Source organism: Christiangramia lutea (assembly GCF_022489035.1).
GTDB lineage: Bacteria > Bacteroidota > Bacteroidia > Flavobacteriales > Flavobacteriaceae > Christiangramia > Christiangramia lutea.
Map to the genome: position 1 here is coordinate 87,529 of NZ_JAKVTV010000004.1, position 21,424 is coordinate 108,952.

Here is a 21,424-nt window from a genome sequence, read left to right on the forward strand (position 1 = left end):
CATGGTACAACAAGAGTCCAGACTAAAAGTAGCAGACAATACAGGAGCTAAGGAAGTTTTAGCTATTCGTGTATTGGGAGGTACAAAGAAAAGATACGCATCTGTTGGAGACAAAATAGTTGTCAGTGTAAAAGAAGCTACACCTAACGGAAATATCAAGAAGGGTGCAGTTTCAACAGCAGTTGTTGTTCGTACCAGGAAAGAAGTTCGTAGACCAGATGGATCTTATATCCGTTTCGATGATAATGCATGTGTATTATTAGGTCCACAAGGAGAAATGCGCGGAACCCGTGTATTTGGTCCTGTAGCACGTGAACTTCGTGATAAGCAATTCATGAAAATTGTATCATTGGCACCAGAAGTGCTTTAATACATTAAGAAAATGACAAAGCTTAAGATAAAATCAGGAGATACTGTTCGTGTAATTGCCGGAGACCACAAAGGTCAGGAAGGTAAAGTGCAGAAAGTACTTCGTGAAAAGAATAAAGCCATCGTGGAAGGGATCAATATGATCTCTAAGCATGAGAAGCCTAGTGCTTCTAACCCACAAGGTGGAATTAAAGAGAAGGAAGCTCCTATCCATGTTTCTAACCTGGCGCTTATCGACAAGAACGGTAACACTACCAGAGTTGGATACAAAGAAGAGGATGGGAAGAAAGTAAGATTTTCTAAAAAATCTAATGAAGTAATTTAGTTATGGCATACGTACCAAGACTTAGACAGGAATATAACGAGAGAGTGAAAAATGCTCTTAAGGAAGAATTCAGCTACTCCAATGTAATGGAGGTGCCAAAACTTACGAAAATAGTAATTAGCCGTGGAGTTGGTGGAGCAGTAGCCGATAAGAAACTTATCGATCATGCTGTAGACGAGCTTTCAGCTATTAGTGGTCAGAAGGCCGTTGCTACTATTTCGAAGAAGGATGTCGCATCGTTTAAGCTGCGTAAAGGAATGCCAATTGGTGCTAAAGTTACTTTACGTGGATATAGAATGTATGAATTCTTAGATAGACTTATTACTACCGCTTTACCGCGTGTACGTGATTTTAACGGTATCAAATCTAACGGATTTGATGGTAGAGGTAATTATAACCTAGGGGTAACTGAGCAAATAATTTTCCCAGAGATCGATATCGACGCAGTGAATAGAATTGCTGGTATGGATATCACATTCGTTACTACTGCTGAAACCGATAAGGAAGCAAAAGCATTGTTAACCGAACTAGGATTACCTTTTAAAAAGAACTAATTATGGCTAAAGAATCAATGAAAGCCCGTGAGGTTAAAAGACAGAAATTGGTAAAGAAGTATGCTGAGAAAAGAGCCGCGCTTAAAGAAGCTGGTGATTACGAAGCACTACAGAAATTACCAAAGAACTCTTCTCCGGTTCGTTTACATAACAGATGTAAATTAACTGGTAGACCTAAAGGGTATATGAGACAGTTTGGTCTTTCTCGTGTAATGTTCAGAGAAATGGCTAACCAAGGTCTTATCCCAGGTGTTAAGAAAGCAAGCTGGTAAAATTATAAATTGGATGAAGGTTCAAACATTGAAAACCACATCCGCAAATAAAGATAAATGAATACAGATCCTATTGCAGATTACTTAACAAGAATCAGGAATGCAAATGCTGCAAACCACAGAGTAGTGGAAATTCCTGCTTCCAATGTTAAAAAAGAGATCACTAAGATATTATTCGATCAAGGATATATTCTTAGTTACAAGTTCGAAGATAATACCGCTCAGGGAACTATCAAGATCGCTCTGAAGTATGATAAACTTACTAAAGAGCCAGTAATTAAGAAAATTCAAAGAATAAGTAAACCTGGTTTACGTAAATACGCCGGATCAACTGAGATCCCAAGAATCCTTAATGGTCTTGGAATTGCTATTGTTTCTACTTCTCACGGAGTAATGACAGGAAAGCAAGCGAAAGCTGATAAAGTTGGTGGTGAAGTATTGTGCTACGTTTACTAATACTTAAAAGACTAAAGAAATGTCAAGAATAGGTAAAAGCCCAATTACGATTCCAGAAGGTGTGACAGTAGATCACAAAGACGGTCTTGTAACGGTAAAAGGAAAATTAGGAGAGCTTACACAAAAGGTTGATGACATCGATGTGAAAATCGAAGATAATGTTATTACTTTTGAGCGTTCTTCAGAAAAAAGTGATCAGAAAGCAAAACACGGTCTTTACCGTGCTTTGATAAACAATATGATTGAAGGTGTAACTAAAGGTTTCACAAAAGAACTTGAACTTGTAGGGGTTGGTTACAGAGCTAGCAACCAGGGAAACAAGCTTGATCTTGCCGTTGGTTATTCTCATAATATTGTACTAGATTTGGCTCCCGAAGTAAAAGTGGAGACTGTCTCAGAAAAAGGTAAGAATCCTATCGTGAAGCTTACTTCTCATGACAAGCAGCTTGTAGGACAGGTTGCTGCTAAGATCCGTTCATTCAGGAAACCTGAACCTTACAAAGGGAAAGGTATTAAGTTTGTAGGCGAGCAATTGAGAAGAAAAGCAGGTAAATCAGCTTAATAAAGTTTAGTTATGGCAGTGTCAAAACAAGATAGAAGAAATAAAATCAGAAAACGTATCCGTAAGGATATCGTTGGAACTGAAAGCCGTCCAAGATTATCTGTTTTTAGAAGCAATAGAGAAATTTATGCTCAGATCATCGACGACGTAGAAGGTAAGACCTTAGCATCAGCTTCTTCAAGAGATAAGGAAATCGCTTCTGCTTCTGCAGATAGAAAAGAGCAGGCTGTGATGGTTGGAAAAGCCATTGCGGAAAAGGCGAAGAAAGCCGGGATAGATACGATTTCTTTCGATAGAGGTGGATATTTATACCACGGTAGAGTTAAATCATTAGCAGAAGGTGCTCGCGAAGGAGGACTAAAATTCTAGAAAATATGTATCAAGATTATAAAAACGTAGAACATGTAAAACCAGGTGGTCTTGAATTGAAAGATCGTTTGGTTGGAGTACAACGTGTTACTAAGGTTACAAAAGGTGGTAGAGCTTTTGGATTCTCTGCTATTGTAGTAGTAGGAGATGAAAATGGTGTTGTTGGGCAAGGACTTGGAAAATCTAAGGAAGTTGCAGACGCTATCTCTAAAGCGGTAGAAGACGCTAAGAAAAATCTGGTACGCATTCCTTTACATAAAGGAACTTTACCTCACGAACAAAAAGGTAAGTATGGTGGAGCAAGAGTAATGTTGCTTCCAGCTGCTGCCGGTACCGGTATTATTGCTGGTGGTGCGATTCGTGCGGTATTGGAATCTGTAGGAGTACATGATGTACTTTCTAAGAACCAGGGATCTTCAAACCCTCATAACGTTGTAAAAGCTACTTTTGATGCCTTACTTCAATTAAGAAGTGCTGAAACTGTTGCAAAACAGAGAGGTGTTTCATTGGAAAAGGTTTTTAAAGGATAAATCAAGGAATAAGATGGGAAAGATAAAAGTCACAAAAACAAAAAGTGCTATCAACCGCACTAAGAATCAAAAGCTTGTTCTTGAGTCTTTAGGACTTAAAAGAATTGGGCAGACGGTTGAGCATGACGATACGCCAAACATCCTTGGTATGGTAAATAAAGTTAAACACTTAGTTTCTGTAGAAGAAACAAAATAATAATCTCTCATGGATTTAAGTAACTTAAAACCTGCAGAAGGTTCAGTTAGAAAAAATAGCAAGCGTATTGGGCGTGGTGAAGGATCTGGTAAAGGTGGAACCGCTACCAGAGGTCACAAAGGTGCCAAGTCACGTTCTGGTTATTCTAAAAAGATAGGTTTTGAAGGTGGGCAGATGCCACTTCAAAGACGTGTTCCAAAATTTGGATTCACTAACAGAAATCGTAAGGTATACCAGGGTATCAACCTTGATACTCTTCAGACTCTTGTAGATGAAGGGAAAATCAAAGATACAGTGGATATGGACGTGTTAGTTGAAAACGGTCTAGCTGGAAGAAACGAGCTTGTTAAGATATTAGGTAGAGGTGAATTAAAGGCAAAGTTGAAAATATCTGTTCATAAATTTACGGCCTCAGCGAAAGAAGCTATCGAAGCTGCCGGAGGTGAAGTTGTTACTTTATAATAGATAATCAAATGAAATTCATCAATACGATCAAGAATATTTGGAAAATCGAGGAGCTAAAAAATAGAATTTTAGTTACCCTCGGTTTGCTTTTGGTATATCGTTTCGGGGCGCAAGTTGTGCTTCCCGGAATCGATGCCGCTCAACTCTCTAACCTGGCTAGCCAGACTGATAGTGGATTACTAGGGCTTCTTAATGCCTTTACAGGTGGTGCGTTTTCTAACGCTTCTGTATTTGCATTAGGTATTATGCCTTATATCTCTGCTTCAATCGTGGTTCAGTTGATGGGGATCGCGATTCCTTATCTGCAAAAGCTGCAGAAAGAAGGTGAGAGTGGGCGTAAGAAGATTAATCAGATCACGCGTTGGCTTACCATCGCGATTACTCTTGTACAGGGGCCAGGTTATATCTATAACCTGTTCGCAACGTTACCGGGAGAGGCATTTATGCTTGGAGACAACATTACATTTGTTGTTTCATCGGTAATCATCCTTACTACAGGAACTATTTTCGCAATGTGGCTGGGTGAGAAGATCACAGATAAAGGTATTGGTAACGGTATTTCATTATTGATTATGGTCGGTATTATTGCCACCCTACCGCAAGCCTTTATTCAGGAATTCGCTTCAAGAGTATTTGAATCGAATGGTGGTCTGGTAATGATACTGATAGAATTAGTTATCTGGTTTGCCATTATCATGGCTTCAGTTATGCTGGTTATGGCTGTTCGTCAGATCCCGGTGCAATATGCCAGAAGATCTGCCTCTGGTGGATATGAAAAGAATGTTTTCGGATCAAGACAATATATTCCGCTTAAGCTGAATGCATCAGGAGTAATGCCAATCATCTTTGCTCAGGCAATTATGTTTATTCCTGTAGCGGTTGCGGGTCTTTCAGACTCAGATACTGCACAGGGTGTTACTGCAGCATTTCAGAATATATTCGGATTTTGGTATAATCTGGTGTTCGCTATATTGATTATAATATTTACTTATTTCTATACAGCGATCACTGTTCCAACAAATAAAATGGCTGATGATCTTAAAAGAAGTGGTGGATTTATTCCTGGGATTCGTCCTGGAACTGAAACCGCAGAATACCTAGATCGTATTATGTCTCAGATAACCCTTCCAGGATCTATATTCCTGGCGCTAATTGCAGTGTTCCCTGCAATAGTATTCTCTTTGCTGGGTGTACAGCAGAGCTGGGCGTTATTCTTCGGAGGTACCTCGCTTTTAATTATGGTTGGAGTTGCAATAGATACTATGCAGCAGGTTAATTCTTACTTGTTGAATAGACACTATGACGGATTAATGAAAACAGGTAAAAACAGAAAAGCAGTAGCTTAATTATGGCAAAACAACCACCAATTGAACAAGACGGAACTATCATTGAAGCATTGTCAAATGCGATGTTTCGTGTAGAATTGGAGAATGGTCACGTCGTGACTGCCCATATCTCCGGGAAGATGCGTATGCATTATATAAAATTGCTTCCCGGTGATAAGGTAAAACTGGAAATGAGTCCTTACGATTTAACTAAGGCTCGAATAACTTACAGATACTAAAAAGTAATTTTCAGCCTTTTATAAATTTTTTATACTTTTGCACTCTGAAAAATTTATGAAGGCTAAAATTTCATCGAATGGGGTAAGGCTCTGCCGGTGAATCAAAAAGAGATAAAGATGAAAGTTAGAGCATCAATAAAAAAGAGAAGTGCCGACTGCAAGATAGTACGCAGAAAAGGGCGCCTTTACGTGATTAACAAAAAGAATCCTAGATTTAAACAAAGACAAGGCTAATTATGGCAAGAATTGCAGGGGTAGATATACCTAAACAAAAGCGAGGAGTTATAGCATTGACCTATATCTTCGGAATTGGCAAAAGCAGGGCTCAGGAGATACTTGCACAGGCTAAAGTTGACGAAAGTAAGAAAGTTTCAGATTGGGACGATGACGAGATCGGTAAGATCCGTGAGGCTGTTGGTCAATTTACAATCGAAGGAGAATTACGTACTGAGGTTCAAATGAGTATTAAGCGTCTTATGGATATTGGATGCTATAGAGGAATTCGCCACAGAGCGGGACTTCCTTTAAGAGGCCAAAGAACTAAGAACAACTCCAGAACCAGAAAAGGAAGAAGAAAAACAGTTGCTAACAAGAAAAAGGCAACTAAATAGTAAGTAGTATGGCAAAGAAAGCGAATCCAAAAGCTAAAACTCAGAAGAAACGTAAAGTAATCGTTGAGTCAAACGGTGAAGCACACGTAACTGCTTCTTTCAACAACATCATTATTTCCCTTACTAATAAAAAGGGAGATGTTGTAGCATGGTCATCTGCAGGAAAGATGGGCTTTAGAGGATCTAAGAAGAATACTCCTTACGCTGCACAGCTTGCTGCTGAAGATGCATCTAAAGTAGCTCACGAAGCTGGACTGCGTAAAGTAAAAGTATACGTTAAAGGTCCTGGAAACGGTAGAGAATCTGCGATCAGATCTATTCATAATAATGGAATAGAGGTGACTGAGATTATCGATGTAACACCGCTTCCGCACAACGGTTGTCGTCCACCAAAGAGACGTAGAGTTTAATAAAATTTAATAATAGGAAAGGATTTAGATTATCGAAGGACTTATGCCTTAATTCATAATCCCTTTCTAAAACAACAATAGTAATGGCAAGATATACTGGTCCAAAAACTAAAATAGCCCGTAAATTCGGTGAAGCTATTTTTGGAGACGACAAATCTTTCGAAAAAAGAAACTATCCTCCAGGACAACACGGGAATAACCGTCGTCGTGGAAAAAAATCTGAATATGCTATCCAGTTAATGGAAAAGCAAAAAGCTAAGTATACTTATGGTATTCTTGAGCGTCAGTTCCGCAACATGTTCGAAAAAGCAACCCGCGCGCAGGGAATTACAGGTGAGGTGCTTCTTCAACTTTGCGAATCTCGTTTAGATAATGTGGTGTACCGTATGGGTATTGCTCCATCAAGAAGAGCTGCCCGTCAGTTAGTTGGTCACCGTCACATCACTGTAAACGGAGAACTAGTAAATATACCTTCTTACCACCTGAAAGCTGGAGATGTAGTTGGGGTAAGAGAAAAATCTAAATCACTTGCTGTGATCCAGGAATCACTATCAAATAACAGCAGTGTTTACGAATGGCTTTCATGGAATTCAGAGAAGAAAGAAGGAACTTTCGTATCTGTACCAGGAAGAGTTCAGATTCCTGAAAACATTAACGAGCAATTTATAGTCGAATTATATTCGAAATAATAATTCACACAGAAGTCTAAATATGGCAATATTAAATTTTCAGAAGCCCGATAAAGTTATAATGATTGATTCAACAGATTTCGAAGGGAAATTTGAATTTCGCCCTTTGGAACCTGGATATGGATTAACCGTTGGTAACGCTTTAAGACGAGTGCTTTTATCTTCTTTGGAAGGTTTCGCGATCACTTCAGTTAGAATTGAAGGCGTAGATCACGAATTCTCTACCATCGCAGGAGTAGTGGAAGACGTAACCGAGATAATCCTTAACCTGAAACAGATCAGATTTAAAAGGCAGATCGATGAGATCGATAACGAATCGGTTACCATTTCAGTTTCCGGAGAAGATCAATTAACTGCCGGTCACTTCCAGAAATTCATCTCAGGATTTCAAATTCTTAATCCAGACCAGGTAATCTGTCATATGGATAAGAAAGTAAGCCTGAACATGGAAGTAACTATCGAAAAAGGTAGAGGTTACGTTCCGGCCGAAGAAAACAAAAAAGCCAATGCTCCTCTTGGTACGATCTTCACAGATTCTATTTACACTCCTATTAAGAATGTAAAGTATAGTATCGAGAACTACCGTGTTGAGCAGAAGACTGACTACGAAAAACTTGTATTTGAAATTATAAGTGACGGTTCTATTCATCCAAAGGATGCTTTAACCGAAGCTGCTAAGACTCTTATTCACCACTTTATGTTATTCTCTGATGAGAGAATTACTCTTGAGGCTGATGAGATTGCTCAAACTGAGACTTATGATGAAGAATCTCTTCACATGAGACAATTACTTAAGACTAAACTGGTAGACCTCGATCTTTCGGTTAGAGCTCTTAACTGTTTGAAAGCAGCTGAAGTTGATACCTTAGGAGACCTTGTTTCTTACAACAAGAATGATCTTATGAAATTCAGAAACTTCGGTAAAAAATCACTTACTGAGTTGGAAGAACTTGTAAGCAACAAAGGTTTGAACTTTGGAATGGACCTTTCAAAATATAAATTAGATAAAGACTAGAAGAACCGGGAATTTCATTCCCGGCTTTTAGTTAAGTAATATAAATCCCATCATATTTTGCTCCTCAAAATGGGTCGCAGCAAGATGATGAAATAAAAAATGTCATGAGACACGGAAAAAAAGGAAACCATTTAGGTAGAAAAACAGCACATCGTAAGGCAATGCTTGCGAATATGGCTTGTTCCCTAATTGAGCACAAAAGAATCAACACTACAGTTGCAAAAGCTAAAGCTCTTAAAGTATTTGTAGAGCCTCTAGTAACTAAGTCTAAAGAAGATACTACCCATAACAGACGTGTAGTTTTCAGTAAACTTAGAAGCAAAGAAGCTGTTAGTGAGCTTTTCAGAGATGTAGCTCCTAAGGTAGGAGATCGTCCGGGAGGTTATACCAGAGTTATTAAACTAGGTAGCCGTCTTGGAGATGCTGCTGAAATGGCAATGATCGAGCTTGTAGACTACAACGAAACTTATGGTGTAGATAAGCCTAAGAAGAAAAAGTCTACTCGTCGTGCTGGTAAGAAGAAGTCTGATGATTCAGCTTCTACAGCTCAGCCGAAAGAAGCTGCTGCTAAAGAAACTAAAAAAGAAGAGCCAAAAGCTGAAGAGCCAAAGGCTGAAAAAAAGGACGATAAAAAAGAAGAATAGAAATGATTCTCTTTGCAATCTAAATTTTAAAAGGATAAGCTTTAATAGTTTATCCTTTTTTTATACCCTATTGATAATTAATTTTACAGCCACAGTAACACAACAACACAAGTATGAAATATCAGGCGAAAAGAAAAGCGATCATTTTACTGGAAGACGGTACTATCTTTTATGGGAAGGCCGTTGGAAACAAGGAAGGAAATGCAGTAGGAGAAGTTTGTTTTAATACCGGGATGACCGGGTACCAGGAGATCTTTACAGATCCTTCCTATTACGGGCAGCTCATGGTGACCACCAATGCGCATATTGGAAATTATGGTACTAATGAAGAAGAGAATGAATCTGATAGTGCCAAAATTGCCGGGCTAATTTGTAAGAACTTTAGTTATACTCCCTCCAGGCCGGCTTCAGACAAATCTCTTGAGGATTTTTTAACTGAAAACAACATTTTTGCAATTTCAGATGTAGATACAAGAGCCCTGGTTACCTACATTAGAGAAAATGGTGCCATGAATGCTATTATTTCGACTGATGTTGAAGATATTGAAAAGCTTCAGGAAAAATTGAAAACCGTTCCCGATATGAACGGACTTGAACTTGCATCTAAAGTGTCTACTAAAGAGCCTTATTTCTTTGGTAACGAAAATGCGAGTTTAAAGATCGCTGCTTTAGATGTTGGGATCAAAACCAATATTCTTAGAAATCTTGCTCAAAGGGATGCTTACATTAAAGTGTTTCCATATGATGCCAGCTATGAAGAGATGAAGGAGTGGAATCCGGATGGATATTTCCTATCTAACGGCCCTGGAGATCCACAACCTTTGGATAATGCCATTAAGGTAACAAAAACCATAATAGAAAATGATCATCCACTATTTGGTATTTGCCTTGGTCACCAGATCATCGCTATCGCCAATGGTATTAAAACTTACAAGATGCATCACGGGCATAGGGGAATTAATCATCCGGTTAAGAATTTGATCACTGGTAAAGGTGAAATAACTTCACAAAACCACGGTTTCTCTGTAGATAAAGAGCAAACAGAAAATCATCCAGATGTAGAGATAACTCATATATGTTTAAACGACGGAACTGTAGGTGGCCTGGCCATGAAGAGTAAAAATACATTCTCTGTGCAGTATCACCCTGAAGCAAGTCCGGGTCCACATGACGCCAGCTATCTTTTTGATGAATTCATAGAAAGGATCAAAAAAGTGAAAGCATAACTGTCAGCACAATTTACATATTATAAAGACCGGATTGATTTCCGGTCTTTTTAGTTTTAACGTTTGGCTATAAAATAAATTTGTTGGAGAACGTGTAATTAGGTAGTTTCGGGAATTATTAAATTGAACCCAAACCTAACATGAAGAAAATTCTACTTGCCGTATTCCTGTTTACTGGAATATTTACCAATGCTCAATCTACCCAAAATCAATTTTCACTAAACTTTTTAATACCATCTGCTGAGTATGAACTCGCGGTTTCAGATAATACATCTGTCGATCTGATGCTGGGACTTGGCTTTGGCTACCATGATGCCGATTACCTTGAAGAAGCGGAGTTTGGTATTTTTCCTCAATTTGGAGCACAGTACAGATATTATTACAATTTTAAAAAAAGAGCTGAAAAAGGGAAGAAGGTTTCAGAAAATAGTGCCAATTATATAGCTCTCGCTGGTTTACTTGGGAGTGGAGACGCCATTATTGGTGATATGGAGATTGATCTTACCGGTTTCATAGGACCAACCTGGGGTCTTCAAAGAATTTACAATAGTAATTTTAAATTAAATCTGAACCTTGGTGCTGGTTTAGGTTTCAACGACCTGGGAGACACCTATTTTTCTCCCCTTATCGATATTCAACTAGGTTTCAAATTAGGAAAGGAGTAGATTGATACGTTTTCTATTTTTCCTGTGGTTGATTGCATGCTCATTCCAGGGACAGGCACAATTTGAACCTAAGATCTATACTGGGGCAAAACCGGTTTATGATAAAGGTTTTGAATCTAACCTTTATGGTGGCTTTGAAGTGGGAATTGAAGTTTTTCGCTTTAAATTCATAGCTCCCGAGGTAGGAATTAATTACTATTCTGGCCAGCCCAATGAATTCGAACGACTAAATTTTGAAAGTTCACCTCCCCTGGCTACAGCCAGGTACGATGGGAGGTTTAATTCCTTGAATTTTTCGGTAGCACCAAAGTTTATATTCGGCAATGAAGAGGCTGCCTTAGTATTGCTCCCGGAATATAACCTGGGAAGTATAAAAGCCTCTGAAAGATTTTTTCGCAGGAATGCTAACCAGTATGATCTTACTGAAGAAGTAAGTGAAAGAACTAGTCATAGTTTCTGGACATTTTCTGCAGGTGTGGAAGGTGACTTTTTTGGATTGGACAGAATAAAATTCAGCTTTCTGATAACCTATTCAACCCTAGATACTAAAAAGGCCTTTGAGGATCTTCAATTTTCAGAAACTAAATATAATTACAAGGAGGGTAGTGCCGACGGACTAGGACTTACATTTCGCGCATATTTCGATATTTTCAAAAATTAGGGTTTTCTCTTATTTCATTTTTCCGAAAACGTTTGAGTTTCATTTTAAGTTATAAATGCCTTAAAACTGGGGTGTTCACTCGCTTTTTAATAGCTGTATTTGTATCTTGCAGCTGTTCAATTAACTAATTAAAATGATATTATGAGTGCTATTTTAGATATTCATGCCAGGCAGATTTTTGATTCCAGAGGAAATCCAACGGTAGAAGTAGATGTTTATACCGAAAATGGAATTATGGGACGTGCTGCGGTACCTTCTGGAGCTTCTACTGGAGAACATGAGGCCGTAGAGCTTCGTGATGGAGGAGACGACTTCATGGGAAAAGGAGTTAAAAAAGCTGTGGACAATGTTAACGGAGAGATCGCCGATAAATTAATGGGCTACTCTGTTTTTGAACAGAACCTGATAGATCAAACTATGAGAGATCTTGATGGAACTCCGAATAAATCTAAATTAGGAGCCAATGCTATTTTAGGAGTTTCTCTTGCTGTTGCCAAGGCAGCTGCCAATGAATTGAATATGCCTCTTTATAGATATGTTGGTGGTGTTAGCGCAAATACACTTCCGGTACCAATGATGAATATCATCAATGGTGGTTCTCACAGTGATGCGCCTATTGCCTTTCAGGAGTTTATGATCATGCCGGTAATGGCAGAAAGTTTTTCTCATGCCCTTAAAATGGGTACAGAGATCTTCCATAATCTTAAGAAAGTTCTTCACGACCGTGGTCTGAGTACTGCTGTAGGTGATGAAGGTGGTTTTGCGCCAACACTGGAAGGAACTGAAGATGCTTTGGACACAATATTGAAAGCTATTGAAAAGGCAGGTTACAAGCCAGGCAAAGATGTGATGATCGCACTAGACTGCGCTGCTGCTGAATTCTTTGTGGATGGGAAATATGATTATACTAAGTTTGAAGGAGATAAAGGTAAGGTAAGAACCAGTGAAGAGCAGGCCGAATATCTTGCAGAACTTGCTTCGAAATATCCAATTATTTCTATCGAGGATGGAATGGACGAGAATGACTGGAAAGGCTGGAAAGCCGTAACCGATAAGATCGGGGATAATGTTCAGTTAGTAGGAGATGACCTTTTCGTAACCAACGTAGAACGTCTTGGAAGAGGGATCAAAGAAAATATCGCTAATTCGATTTTGATCAAGGTAAACCAGATAGGTACTTTAACTGAAACGATCGCAGCGGTGAATATGGCTCACAATGCCGGATATACTTCTGTAATGTCTCACCGTTCCGGAGAAACTGAAGACAATACCATTGCGGATCTAGCTGTAGCCTTGAATACGGGTCAGATCAAAACAGGTTCTGCTTCACGTAGTGACCGTATGGCGAAATACAATCAGTTGATAAGAATAGAGGAAGAATTAGGTCATATGGCTTATTATCCTCAGGATAATGCGTTCAAGATTAAGTAAAAATCTATCGCTAAGATTTAAAGCCTCTTCGTAAGAAGGGGCTTTTTTTGTTTACTTCTAATTATTTTATATGTTATATTAACAATCATTTAAATAATAATAATGTGAGAGCTGTTCTTTAATTGCTAATTTCAGCTAAATAACCAACCAACCTCTTGAATACAAATTTTTTATTCGTAGCTGCCGAGAACGATGGTATCTCCCGATGCAAGGCAGGAGGAATGGGAGACGTTGTTCGTGACGTTCCCCGGGAAATTTCTAATAGGGGAGACCAGGTTAATATTATTACTCCTTCCTATTCCAGGCTTCATCTTTCTGAAGCAACGAAGATCACAGATATTCATTTTGTATTTCGAGGTGTTCCTCATAATGGCGAGATTTATGAAATAGCAGGGAAAAAGCAAATTAATGGCATAAAGCATTTTGTGCTTCACCACGAGGATATAAAGGCTGGCGATATTGCACACATCTATTTTAATGATCCCGATCAACCATTTTATACAGATGCGAATGTATTTTCTTTATTCTGTACCGCGGTCGCCGCGGCCATCAGGGAAGAAGTCTTCGGAAAAATTGATATTATTCATCTTCATGATTGGCATACCAGCATGTTACTTTTCCTTCGAGAGTATAATCCCAGGTTTGAAATATTGAAAGATATAAGAATAGTTTATACGATTCATAACCTGGCAATCCAGGGGATAAGGCCGTTCGACAATAATTATTCTTCTGTCCAGGCATTTTTTCCGGATATAGAATTTGACCGTGAACAGTTGTACGACCATCGATATACAGATTGTATCAACCTAATGGCGGTAGGTATAAGACTTTCTGATGCAGTGCATACAGTTTCACCTTCCTATATGGAAGATATTCAGAAGTCAAGTGATCCTCCACATTTTATAGGTGGGGAAGGACTTGAAGATGACTTGAGAATTGCCAAAAAGGAAGGAAGATTATTCGGAATCCTGAATGGTGCATCTTACGAAGGTTTTATTCAGGTAGAAAAAGGAATCCTACTTAGGCAATGTGTAAGAAGACTCTTCCGATGGTTACAGGAAGAAAAAAAGGATTATAAGGCACATTACCTGGCGCATACAGGCGAGAAGATAACCCGTTGGCAAGAACATAAACCAGACTTTATTTGTACCAGTGTAGCCCGGCTTACCGAACAGAAGTTTTTCTTTTTTCGGGAAGATCCCGAATTGCTTCCAGCACTTATGAATAAGCTGAAAGAAGTGAATGGCATTTATATCTTACTTGGGACCGGCGCTCCCGAATATGAATCGATATTCAGAGAGGCTAGTTATCATCATAAGAATTTCATTTTTATCAATGCGCAGTCAGAGAGTATCATTGATATGTTATACCAGGAATCGAACCTGTACTTAATGCCAAGCCAGTTTGAACCATGTGGAATAAGTCAGATGCTGGCAATGAGAAATGGTCAGCCGTGTCTTGTTCATAGTTCGGGAGGCCTTAAGGATACAGTAAAACACAATATAACAGGATTCAGTTTCGATGGAAAAACAACTGACGAAAAAATTCAGAATTTCATCAAGGTTTTTTCTGATGCTGTAGATCTTTATTTTCAAGACCGAGCAAAATGGAATAAGATATCATCTAATGCAAAGGAGCAAAGATTTACCTGGAAGAAATCTGTTGAAAAATATTATCAATATCTATACTTGGTAAAATAATTTGTTTCCAATTACAAATCTCTTGATGCTACCTATTCCTGTATAGATAACATATATAAGGCTCAAGATTTTTTCCATATTTCAGCCTATCTTATTAAAACAAGCCTAACTTTTTGGTATAATAAAGTTAAAATTCACGAAAACTGAACAAAATCGGGCTATTTCTGATATTTCGTTACTAAGCTTAAAATTATTTTAACACTAAATTTCGTATTTTAGCAATCCTTAAAAATTAATCTAAAAGAACTATATATAATATGTCTAAAACAGCGACACTCGAATTTGACGGAAAGAAATATGAGTTTCCCATTACCGTAGGAACAGAAGATGAAATAGGGATTGATATTAAAAAACTTCGCGGAGAAGCAGGTCTTATTACTTTGGATCCTGGATTTAAGAATACAGGAAGTTGTGAGAGTGCCATCACATTTTTGGACGGTGAGAAAGGTATTTTGAGATATCGGGGATATGCTATTGAAGATCTGGCAGAAAAAGCAGATTTCCTTGAAGTAGTATATCTTCTGATCTTTGGAGAATTACCGAACAAGGAGCAGTTAGAGAAGTTCACAAATGATATCAAGGAGCAGTCCCATGTAGATGAGGAAATGAAAAAGATCCTTGACGGATTTCCTAAATCTGCCCATCCAATGGGGGTTCTTTCATCGCTTACAAGTGCCCTGATTGCTTTTAATCCATCTTCTGTTGATGTGTCTTCAGAAGAAGACATGTATAAAGCGATCGTTAAGATATTAGGTAAATTTCCGGTACTTGCAGCCTGGACCCTTAGAAAGAAAAATAGCCTTCCGTTGAATTATGGAGATGAAGATCTTGGTTATGTAGAGAACCTCCATAAAATGATGTTCGAAAAGCCAAATAAGACCTATAGTGTGGATAAAGCAGTGATTAATGCTTTGGATAAGCTTTTAATACTGCATGCAGATCATGAGCAGAACTGTTCTACTTCTACAGTAAGAATGGTAGGTTCATCTCATGCTGGTCTTTTTGCCTCTCTTTCAGCAGGTATTTCTGCGCTTTGGGGACCACTTCATGGTGGAGCTAACCAGGCGGTGATTGAAATGCTTGAAAATATTAAGGAAGACGGTGGGGATACCAAGAAATTTATGGAAAAGGCTAAGGATAAAGAAGATCCTTTCCGTTTAATGGGCTTTGGACACCGTGTTTACAAGAATTTCGATCCGCGTGCTAAGATTATTAAGAAATCTGCTGACGAAGTTCTTGGTCAGCTTGGAATAGAGGATCCTGTTCTTGATATAGCTAAAGGGTTGGAAAAGCAAGCCCTTGAAGATGACTATTTCGTGAAGAGAAAATTATATCCAAACGTAGATTTCTATTCTGGAATCATTTACCGTGCATTAGGGATCCCGGTTGATATGTTTACCGTAATGTTCGCACTTGGTAGACTTCCAGGGTGGATTGCTCAATGGAGAGAAATGAGATTAAAAAAGGAACCAATTGGTAGGCCAAGGCAAATTTATACCGGTGAAAATCATAGAGAGTTTAAGCCGCTAGGTAATAGATAATTTTCAATCTATTTAATAAAAAAAAGCCTCTTCATCAGAAGCGGCTTTTTTTATTCATCATCATCAACTTCTTTCGTTTTAAGTGGAATATTCAAAGAGATTAGTTTTCTTAAAACATATTCTTCAGCAGGGGAGGTTACAGTAAGTAGCAACCTGTAATTTTCGTAATCCTGAGGCACGTTTAATGTTATCTTTGGACCGTTACCTAGTTTTTTCAAAGCTAGGGGGTTGGAGAATGTGTCAGTTTTTATTAAGGTCCATTCATAGCGAAGGTCTTTATCAAGATTGTTTTCATGATGCCAGCTATTATTAAAATATAACACTGCGTGATAGGTGGCTTTTTCATTCCCGATTGCCAGGAGTGGTACCGCAGGTTTTAGAATACCTAGTTTTAATTCAGATTCTGTGAGGTTATTTTTACCCCAATTTTCACTTATAGTACGAAGATTGCTCTTTTTTCTGCCTTCAAAATCTAGCATACCATCATAACTCAACTTATTGGTGAATCTTTCATCCTGCCAGTTTTCTAGTATCGCGGTAGACTGGTTTATGTTAATTTGATCCAGAAATTCAGGCGAAATCGAGGTTATTAGAAGTGGTATTTTTTCCTTAGTAGCCAAATCTATGGTTTTATCAAGATATGCAGTATCCCTAACTACCAAACCAAAATAATCTGCCGGTACGTATTTGTTCAATTCACTAAGTATATATCTGGTTTCAGAATTTAATTCAATATTTAACACTACCGGTGTAGAAGGCGAGTAAAGTTTTATTTTAGGGAATAATTGCGTGTACCAGTCGACCATCGCCTGTTGCTGTTCAAATAGTAATGGTTTATTATAATAGTCTTCCAGCCGAAGATTAAATGAGTATCCGGTTATATTTTCATGATTGTTTAAGTTTTTTACTTTTTCAAGTATTTCTTCTTCCATTTCCGTTACTACTGCTTCATTATTGATGAAATCAACAGGCTCAAAGGTCTGAAAGTCATACATGATATTTATATTGTTTCTCTGAGAGTATTTCAGGGTATTATGATCGTATACGTTCCCACCAGGATAGAGAATGGTGTTTATTCCAACCTTTTTCATCAGCCTGAAATCCTTGAGCAAAGTTTTCCTACTAAGAACATAATAATTATCCTTCCAGTTCAAGCCTTTTTTATATCGAACTCCTCTGGGATATTTTTTAAATTTTAAACGATTATTCGTGCTAATTCGATTCCTAGTATCGGGCTTCCTATAAGATATACTACCTTGGTATTCTGAAAACAGACCTATAGAATCTGTAGTCCAATCGATATATTCTTCCAGGTAAACCTTCCCCTCCGGTATATTATTATCATAAGCACTGTTGAACATCACTACAGCCTTAACTTCCTCAAATTCATTGCGTAATATTTCTGAAGAATTTCTTAGCCAATTAGATTGTTCATTCGAATTTGAAGATTTAACAGAGCCAAACTCTGCCAGCATCACTGGTTTTCTGGTGAACCAGTATAATTTATCATGAAATTCCTTGTAAAGCTTTTCGAAGGCAACAGTTTTGCCTCTCTTATTTAACTTAGCGTAATTCAAAAGAGTGAACCCTACCCAGTCAACATATTCATCACCAGGATAAAATTTATTCATATTCTCAAATTTCCATGGATTCCATACCATCATTATTTTGTATGCTCCCTGAGATTTCAGGAGATTATATACATGTTTCCAGGCCAATTTAAATTCCTCTTCAAGATTTCCTTTTGTCTTGCTCCAGGGGTATTGAGGGTTGTCGAATTCGTGAGCAAATCGAAGGTATACCGGTTCATCGAATTCAGCCAACTGCTTTCCGAAGGTATTGATATAAGAGTCATATTCTCCATTAGCAATGCGTTTAAGAATACTTTCCTGCCCCTTTCTAGAATTCTCAGTATTTTTTTCTTTAAGCCAGGGCTCCCAGGTTATCATTGGGATAGCGTTTTCGGCCTTAATAGATTTTAATAACTTCTCGGGAAAGTTATTTTTGGCATTCTTGTCCCATGAGAGGTAGAAGGAAATTATATTAAAATCAAGTTGCTGCTCTTTCTCGATCTTCTTTATTTCAGATAGATTCACTACTCCGGTGTCTCGGTCTGGATGATATATTCCCAGATAAGAGCCAGATTCAGGTTGATAATACTGTGCGGATATGTCATCCCATCTTTTACCATCCTTTTGTTGTTTCAGCCAAACGGAGGTTATCAGGACAATAAGCAATATTGGTAATGCTGTAAATCTGGTAACCGTAAAAAGAGAATTTCCAGCTTTAAGAGTTTTAATTCTTAATGAATTAAGTTTAGCAACAAGGTCTTTCCTTAAATTGTTTCGGAGTATATTATTTTCATTCGTGGTTTTAATTGTTAGATAAATGCCTAATAGCATTATAATCGCATTGAATATAGCGAAGCCAGACATTACCATGGTGAAAGGGGTGTAGTCATTGGAAAGACCAATGAAAACAGCAATTACGGAAATAAGAGCAACAATTGAGTTTGGAATAATAATCCTGTAGTTCGTCGCAAATTCATTTTCCTTTGGCGTGGGGAGGTAAGGTATATTCTTGTTCAGTATCGTATAGAAGAATCCTAATAAATAGATCCACCAGGTGTTAATTTCCAGCAAGCCGCCAATAAGATGAAAGCCTCTTTCTTTTCTCTGTATAACCCATTTTTGAATATACGTTCTAATTAATATGGAACTTCCAACCATTGGGAGTAAAGCCAGACCGAAATCGATAACGTTTCCTTTCCAGGGTGTAATGGAAAATAACAGAGAAATGATTGGAATTATAAAATTCAATAAGGTGATCAGGCCGCTCAGGTAATGAAGGGGAAGAATGCCAAAATGAATTTTTTGGCGTAAAGAAAATTTGTTAAAAAGTTTAGGGTAAACCTTAAATAATAGATCGAAAGTTCCTCTGGCCCATTTCAGCTGTTGCTTAAAATAACTGGTAAGGTTAGAAGGAGCTAATCCCTGGGCTAAAATCTTTGGGAGGTATACTGCCTTCCAATTCCTGGAATACAGCTTCATAGCTGTATGCATGTCCTCGCAAAGACCAGGTGCGTGTCCTCCAATACTATCCAAGGCGGATCTTCTAAAAACACAATTTGCTCCTATTGCATTTACGCTTCCATAGGAATTAAGTGTCATCATCATGGGACCGTAGAACTGGAAAGTTTGTTCAGCCGCTCCTCTGGCAACCAGGGTCTCTTTAATATTATAATATCCCTGGACTGTTTGTACAAATCCTATTTCCGGGTCTGAGAAATAGGGAATTACCTGATCAAGAAAATCTGGATCAGGTATATGATCTGGGTCCAGAATAACGGTGATATCTCCTTTAGCAACTTTTCTTAGGGCATTATTGATATTCCCTGCTTTCGCGTCTACGCGGTTATTTCTGGTTACATGGTGGATTCCATGGCTTTTGCAAAAATCTTTTAAGTAAGGATCATTTGCTTCATCACATAAAAAAGTTTCGTGGGGGTATTTAATTTTAATAATAGCCTCCAGGGTTGTGATTATCATTTGATAAGGTTCCCCTGGAAAATAAGTCGTAAGAACATCTACCGTGAAGTCCTGTTTTTTATCCGGTTTTTTGGGAATTGAAATGTTGGAATAATTGTACCACAGGTAAATTTTTTTAAGGATCCCATAAAAAAGACTAATGGAAAGTAGAATGAATAAGAATGTATTACCCCAGGATTCCCGATCCAGGAAAAAATATAGAAAATTCAGGATACTAACGATACCGAGTAAAATTAAAAACTTGATTACCCTATTCTCATTAGTAGTAGGGGCTTTAATATTATTCCTCATCACTCGGATTTAGAACATAAAACGGAATATTTGCAGTGGCAAAATATTCGGTTTCATTGGTCAGATAAACAAATAGGCGATAGGGACCTTCCTTTTTCGGAACATTAAATTTTACAATATTTTCATCCTTCTTAAAATCTATTTCTGTTAAGACTTTACTTTCATGGGATTTATACCAGGATTCGGGTCTTAACTCCCATTGATATTGAAGTTGTTGATCAAAGTTACCTGGTAGAAAGACTTCAGCTCTAACTTCTTCATCTGGAGATAAGGTTATACTTTTATTTGCTCCAAGTTCATTTAGCAATATATAATCCAAACGGGGACCTTTATAAATTCTGTTTGTTTCTTTCCAGATATTTTCAAGCTCAAATACCGCCTCTGTTTTAAGTTTGTTTTCTTTAAAAAGGCTATACCAGGTTGGAGTAGATTCAATTTTATGTGCGAAATAAAAAACGAAATTTCCTAACGAACCGTTCTTCTTAATAGGTTCCAGGTAATTATTATATCGTTCTTTTATTAGTTGAGCTTTTTTGGTGCTGGTTTCTTCTATAGGTGCCTTCCAGGAAGTGAAATTTGATTCCCAGGGACCATTTACTCCCCATTCCGTGATCACATGTGGTCCATCCCATATCGGTGAAATTGGACTTAATAAATCTGAAAAACGACTTAAATTTCCAAAGGCATTAAAAGAGATAAAATCTAATTGCGGACTTTTGGTTATAATGGTTAGTACTCTGTATTTATTGGCTCCAATAGTACTGGTGCTAACAGGATGATTAGGATCTATTTCATGTATTAGATCAATTAACTCATTATAGTTAGAGAAGAAGTTGGTAGATTTATAAATATAGGGATAGTATATTTCGTTGCCCAGATTCCAATAGAGCAAAGCCGGATGATCGTAATATTTTTCTACTAAATTTTTAACCTTTTCCTTTACTAAAAGGAAGTATTCCCTTTCTTCATAATATTTAAGATTATTATAATATTTTGGAATAGGAATGTCCACAACAACCATTAGGCCTAATGAATGCGCCTTATCAAGAGTTCTCTGTAAATAAAGGGTGTCATAGATTCGGGCGGTGTTCGCGCCGGCAGCCTTTAATTCTTCCAGGTATTCGGCATTAGTTGCACCTCCTTTAATATAAAACTTTTCTCCATTTCGGATAAGGCTATAACCTTCCTCAGTTTTTTCAATATGCACGGTGGCAGAATGATTTTCGCATTTATCATCTGTACATGAAAGCACCACAACCAGAAGTGACGCTAATAAAAGTTTTAAACCAAGTTCTTTCAGAAAATAGATTTTACCCCAAAATGTAGATTA

General features: G+C 37.8%; 26 protein-coding genes. 24 read left to right on the forward strand and 2 right to left on the reverse strand.

Annotated elements, in window-relative coordinates; genetic code table 11:
- Position 1 precedes the first annotated feature (1 nt).
- From rplN to ML462_RS12540, 24 genes are all read left to right on the forward strand, one after another.
- On the forward strand, positions 2-370 hold the full coding sequence (gene rplN, locus ML462_RS12425) for a 50S ribosomal protein L14 (RefSeq protein WP_026933550.1): 369 nt from the start codon (positions 2-4) through the stop codon (positions 368-370).
- 12 nt (positions 371-382) lie between these two features.
- Entirely contained in the window at positions 383-694 is a 312-nt protein-coding gene (rplX, locus tag ML462_RS12430; protein ID WP_240714143.1) for a 50S ribosomal protein L24, read from the forward strand.
- Between the two features lie 2 nt (positions 695-696).
- Positions 697-1,248 carry a 50S ribosomal protein L5 gene (rplE, locus tag ML462_RS12435; protein WP_240714144.1) on the forward strand — a complete coding sequence of 184 codons (552 nt, stop codon included), beginning with the start codon at positions 697-699 and terminating at the stop codon, positions 1,246-1,248.
- Between the two features lie 2 nt (positions 1,249-1,250).
- On the forward strand, positions 1,251-1,520 hold the full coding sequence (gene rpsN, locus ML462_RS12440) for a 30S ribosomal protein S14 (protein WP_026915158.1): 270 nt from the start codon (positions 1,251-1,253) through the stop codon (positions 1,518-1,520).
- 57 nt (positions 1,521-1,577) lie between these two features.
- Entirely contained in the window at positions 1,578-1,976 is a 399-nt protein-coding gene (gene rpsH, locus ML462_RS12445) for a 30S ribosomal protein S8 (RefSeq protein ID WP_240714145.1), read from the forward strand.
- Between the two features lie 19 nt (positions 1,977-1,995).
- Positions 1,996-2,538, forward strand: coding sequence for a 50S ribosomal protein L6 (rplF, locus tag ML462_RS12450; RefSeq protein ID WP_240714146.1), 543 nt, complete (start codon positions 1,996-1,998; stop codon positions 2,536-2,538).
- A gap of 12 nt (positions 2,539-2,550) precedes the next feature.
- Entirely contained in the window at positions 2,551-2,907 is a 357-nt protein-coding gene (gene rplR / locus ML462_RS12455) for a 50S ribosomal protein L18 (RefSeq protein WP_156274135.1), read from the forward strand.
- 5 nt (positions 2,908-2,912) lie between these two features.
- Positions 2,913-3,437 carry a 30S ribosomal protein S5 gene (rpsE, locus tag ML462_RS12460; protein WP_011710679.1) on the forward strand — a complete coding sequence of 175 codons (525 nt, stop codon included), beginning with the start codon at positions 2,913-2,915 and terminating at the stop codon, positions 3,435-3,437.
- Between the two features lie 13 nt (positions 3,438-3,450).
- Positions 3,451-3,633 carry a 50S ribosomal protein L30 gene (gene rpmD, locus ML462_RS12465; protein WP_240714147.1) on the forward strand — a complete coding sequence of 61 codons (183 nt, stop codon included), beginning with the start codon at positions 3,451-3,453 and terminating at the stop codon, positions 3,631-3,633.
- 9 nt (positions 3,634-3,642) lie between these two features.
- Positions 3,643-4,095, forward strand: a complete 453-nt coding sequence (gene rplO / locus ML462_RS12470) for a 50S ribosomal protein L15 (protein ID WP_240714148.1) — start codon at positions 3,643-3,645, stop codon at positions 4,093-4,095.
- A gap of 11 nt (positions 4,096-4,106) precedes the next feature.
- Complete coding sequence (secY, locus tag ML462_RS12475; protein ID WP_240714149.1) at positions 4,107-5,444, forward strand: preprotein translocase subunit SecY; 1,338 nt, start codon at positions 4,107-4,109, stop codon at positions 5,442-5,444.
- Between the two features lie 2 nt (positions 5,445-5,446).
- Complete coding sequence (gene infA / locus ML462_RS12480) at positions 5,447-5,662, forward strand: translation initiation factor IF-1 (protein WP_072553873.1); 216 nt, start codon at positions 5,447-5,449, stop codon at positions 5,660-5,662.
- Positions 5,663-5,779: 117 nt separating this feature from the next.
- Complete coding sequence (gene ykgO, locus ML462_RS12485; protein WP_010519235.1) at positions 5,780-5,896, forward strand: type B 50S ribosomal protein L36; 117 nt, start codon at positions 5,780-5,782, stop codon at positions 5,894-5,896.
- 2 nt (positions 5,897-5,898) lie between these two features.
- Positions 5,899-6,273 (forward strand): 30S ribosomal protein S13, encoded by a 375-nt coding sequence (rpsM, locus tag ML462_RS12490; protein ID WP_240714150.1) that lies wholly within the window; start codon positions 5,899-5,901, stop codon positions 6,271-6,273.
- Positions 6,274-6,281: 8 nt separating this feature from the next.
- Positions 6,282-6,683, forward strand: coding sequence for a 30S ribosomal protein S11 (rpsK, locus tag ML462_RS12495; protein ID WP_026933561.1), 402 nt, complete (start codon positions 6,282-6,284; stop codon positions 6,681-6,683).
- An 83-nt stretch (positions 6,684-6,766) separates the two neighbouring features.
- Entirely contained in the window at positions 6,767-7,372 is a 606-nt protein-coding gene (gene rpsD, locus ML462_RS12500) for a 30S ribosomal protein S4 (RefSeq protein WP_240714151.1), read from the forward strand.
- A 22-nt stretch (positions 7,373-7,394) separates the two neighbouring features.
- Positions 7,395-8,387: a DNA-directed RNA polymerase subunit alpha gene (locus tag ML462_RS12505; RefSeq protein WP_240714152.1), complete on the forward strand. Its 993-nt coding sequence runs from the start codon at positions 7,395-7,397 to the stop codon at positions 8,385-8,387.
- A 104-nt stretch (positions 8,388-8,491) separates the two neighbouring features.
- Positions 8,492-9,031 (forward strand): 50S ribosomal protein L17, encoded by a 540-nt coding sequence (gene rplQ, locus ML462_RS12510; protein ID WP_240714153.1) that lies wholly within the window; start codon positions 8,492-8,494, stop codon positions 9,029-9,031.
- Between the two features lie 113 nt (positions 9,032-9,144).
- Positions 9,145-10,257, forward strand: a complete 1,113-nt coding sequence (gene carA, locus ML462_RS12515) for a glutamine-hydrolyzing carbamoyl-phosphate synthase small subunit (RefSeq protein ID WP_240714154.1) — start codon at positions 9,145-9,147, stop codon at positions 10,255-10,257.
- Between the two features lie 140 nt (positions 10,258-10,397).
- Complete coding sequence (locus ML462_RS12520) at positions 10,398-10,922, forward strand: hypothetical protein (RefSeq protein WP_240714155.1); 525 nt, start codon at positions 10,398-10,400, stop codon at positions 10,920-10,922.
- Between the two features lies 1 nt (position 10,923).
- Positions 10,924-11,583 carry a hypothetical protein gene (locus ML462_RS12525; RefSeq protein ID WP_240714156.1) on the forward strand — a complete coding sequence of 220 codons (660 nt, stop codon included), beginning with the start codon at positions 10,924-10,926 and terminating at the stop codon, positions 11,581-11,583.
- Positions 11,584-11,724: 141 nt separating this feature from the next.
- Positions 11,725-13,014, forward strand: coding sequence for a phosphopyruvate hydratase (gene eno / locus ML462_RS12530; protein WP_240714157.1), 1,290 nt, complete (start codon positions 11,725-11,727; stop codon positions 13,012-13,014).
- Positions 13,015-13,169: 155 nt separating this feature from the next.
- A complete protein-coding gene (locus ML462_RS12535; protein ID WP_240714158.1) occupies positions 13,170-14,714 on the forward strand; it encodes a glycogen synthase in 1,545 nt (514 codons plus the stop codon).
- Positions 14,715-14,971: 257 nt separating this feature from the next.
- Positions 14,972-16,255: a citrate synthase gene (locus tag ML462_RS12540; RefSeq protein ID WP_240714159.1), complete on the forward strand. Its 1,284-nt coding sequence runs from the start codon at positions 14,972-14,974 to the stop codon at positions 16,253-16,255.
- A gap of 50 nt (positions 16,256-16,305) precedes the next feature.
- Here the strand turns inward: ML462_RS12540 and ML462_RS12545 are convergent, their stop codons facing one another.
- On the reverse strand, positions 16,306-20,094 hold the full coding sequence (locus tag ML462_RS12545) for a glycosyltransferase (RefSeq protein ID WP_240714160.1): 3,789 nt from the start codon (positions 20,092-20,094) through the stop codon (positions 16,306-16,308).
- On the reverse strand, positions 20,084-21,301 hold the full coding sequence (locus tag ML462_RS12550) for a glycoside hydrolase family 2 TIM barrel-domain containing protein (protein WP_240714161.1): 1,218 nt from the start codon (positions 21,299-21,301) through the stop codon (positions 20,084-20,086). Before ML462_RS12550 ends, ML462_RS12545 begins: the two co-directional genes overlap by 11 nt.
- Positions 21,302-21,424 lie beyond the last annotated feature (123 nt).

Excerpts from the sequence above, each read along its gene's own strand:
- rplN (WP_026933550.1), top strand. The coding sequence starts at position 2 with ATGGTACAACAAGAGTCCAGACTAAAAGTAGCAGACAATACAGGAGCT.
- rplX (WP_240714143.1), top strand. The coding sequence starts at position 383 with ATGACAAAGCTTAAGATAAAATCAGGAGATACTGTTCGTGTAATTGCC.
- rplE (WP_240714144.1), top strand. The coding sequence starts at position 697 with ATGGCATACGTACCAAGACTTAGACAGGAATATAACGAGAGAGTGAAA.
- rpsN (WP_026915158.1), top strand. The coding sequence starts at position 1,251 with ATGGCTAAAGAATCAATGAAAGCCCGTGAGGTTAAAAGACAGAAATTG.
- rpsH (WP_240714145.1), top strand. The coding sequence starts at position 1,578 with ATGAATACAGATCCTATTGCAGATTACTTAACAAGAATCAGGAATGCA.
- rplF (WP_240714146.1), top strand. The coding sequence starts at position 1,996 with ATGTCAAGAATAGGTAAAAGCCCAATTACGATTCCAGAAGGTGTGACA.
- rplR (WP_156274135.1), top strand. The coding sequence starts at position 2,551 with ATGGCAGTGTCAAAACAAGATAGAAGAAATAAAATCAGAAAACGTATC.
- rpsE (WP_011710679.1), top strand. The coding sequence starts at position 2,913 with ATGTATCAAGATTATAAAAACGTAGAACATGTAAAACCAGGTGGTCTT.
- rpmD (WP_240714147.1), top strand. The coding sequence starts at position 3,451 with ATGGGAAAGATAAAAGTCACAAAAACAAAAAGTGCTATCAACCGCACT.
- rplO (WP_240714148.1), top strand. The coding sequence starts at position 3,643 with ATGGATTTAAGTAACTTAAAACCTGCAGAAGGTTCAGTTAGAAAAAAT.
- secY (WP_240714149.1), top strand. The coding sequence starts at position 4,107 with ATGAAATTCATCAATACGATCAAGAATATTTGGAAAATCGAGGAGCTA.
- infA (WP_072553873.1), top strand. The coding sequence starts at position 5,447 with ATGGCAAAACAACCACCAATTGAACAAGACGGAACTATCATTGAAGCA.
- ykgO (WP_010519235.1), top strand. The coding sequence starts at position 5,780 with ATGAAAGTTAGAGCATCAATAAAAAAGAGAAGTGCCGACTGCAAGATA.
- rpsM (WP_240714150.1), top strand. The coding sequence starts at position 5,899 with ATGGCAAGAATTGCAGGGGTAGATATACCTAAACAAAAGCGAGGAGTT.
- rpsK (WP_026933561.1), top strand. The coding sequence starts at position 6,282 with ATGGCAAAGAAAGCGAATCCAAAAGCTAAAACTCAGAAGAAACGTAAA.
- rpsD (WP_240714151.1), top strand. The coding sequence starts at position 6,767 with ATGGCAAGATATACTGGTCCAAAAACTAAAATAGCCCGTAAATTCGGT.
- ML462_RS12505 (WP_240714152.1), top strand. The coding sequence starts at position 7,395 with ATGGCAATATTAAATTTTCAGAAGCCCGATAAAGTTATAATGATTGAT.
- rplQ (WP_240714153.1), top strand. The coding sequence starts at position 8,492 with ATGAGACACGGAAAAAAAGGAAACCATTTAGGTAGAAAAACAGCACAT.
- carA (WP_240714154.1), top strand. The coding sequence starts at position 9,145 with ATGAAATATCAGGCGAAAAGAAAAGCGATCATTTTACTGGAAGACGGT.
- ML462_RS12520 (WP_240714155.1), top strand. The coding sequence starts at position 10,398 with ATGAAGAAAATTCTACTTGCCGTATTCCTGTTTACTGGAATATTTACC.
- eno (WP_240714157.1), top strand. The coding sequence starts at position 11,725 with ATGAGTGCTATTTTAGATATTCATGCCAGGCAGATTTTTGATTCCAGA.
- ML462_RS12540 (WP_240714159.1), top strand. The coding sequence starts at position 14,972 with ATGTCTAAAACAGCGACACTCGAATTTGACGGAAAGAAATATGAGTTT.
- ML462_RS12545 (WP_240714160.1), bottom strand. The coding sequence starts at position 20,094 with ATGAGGAATAATATTAAAGCCCCTACTACTAATGAGAATAGGGTAATC.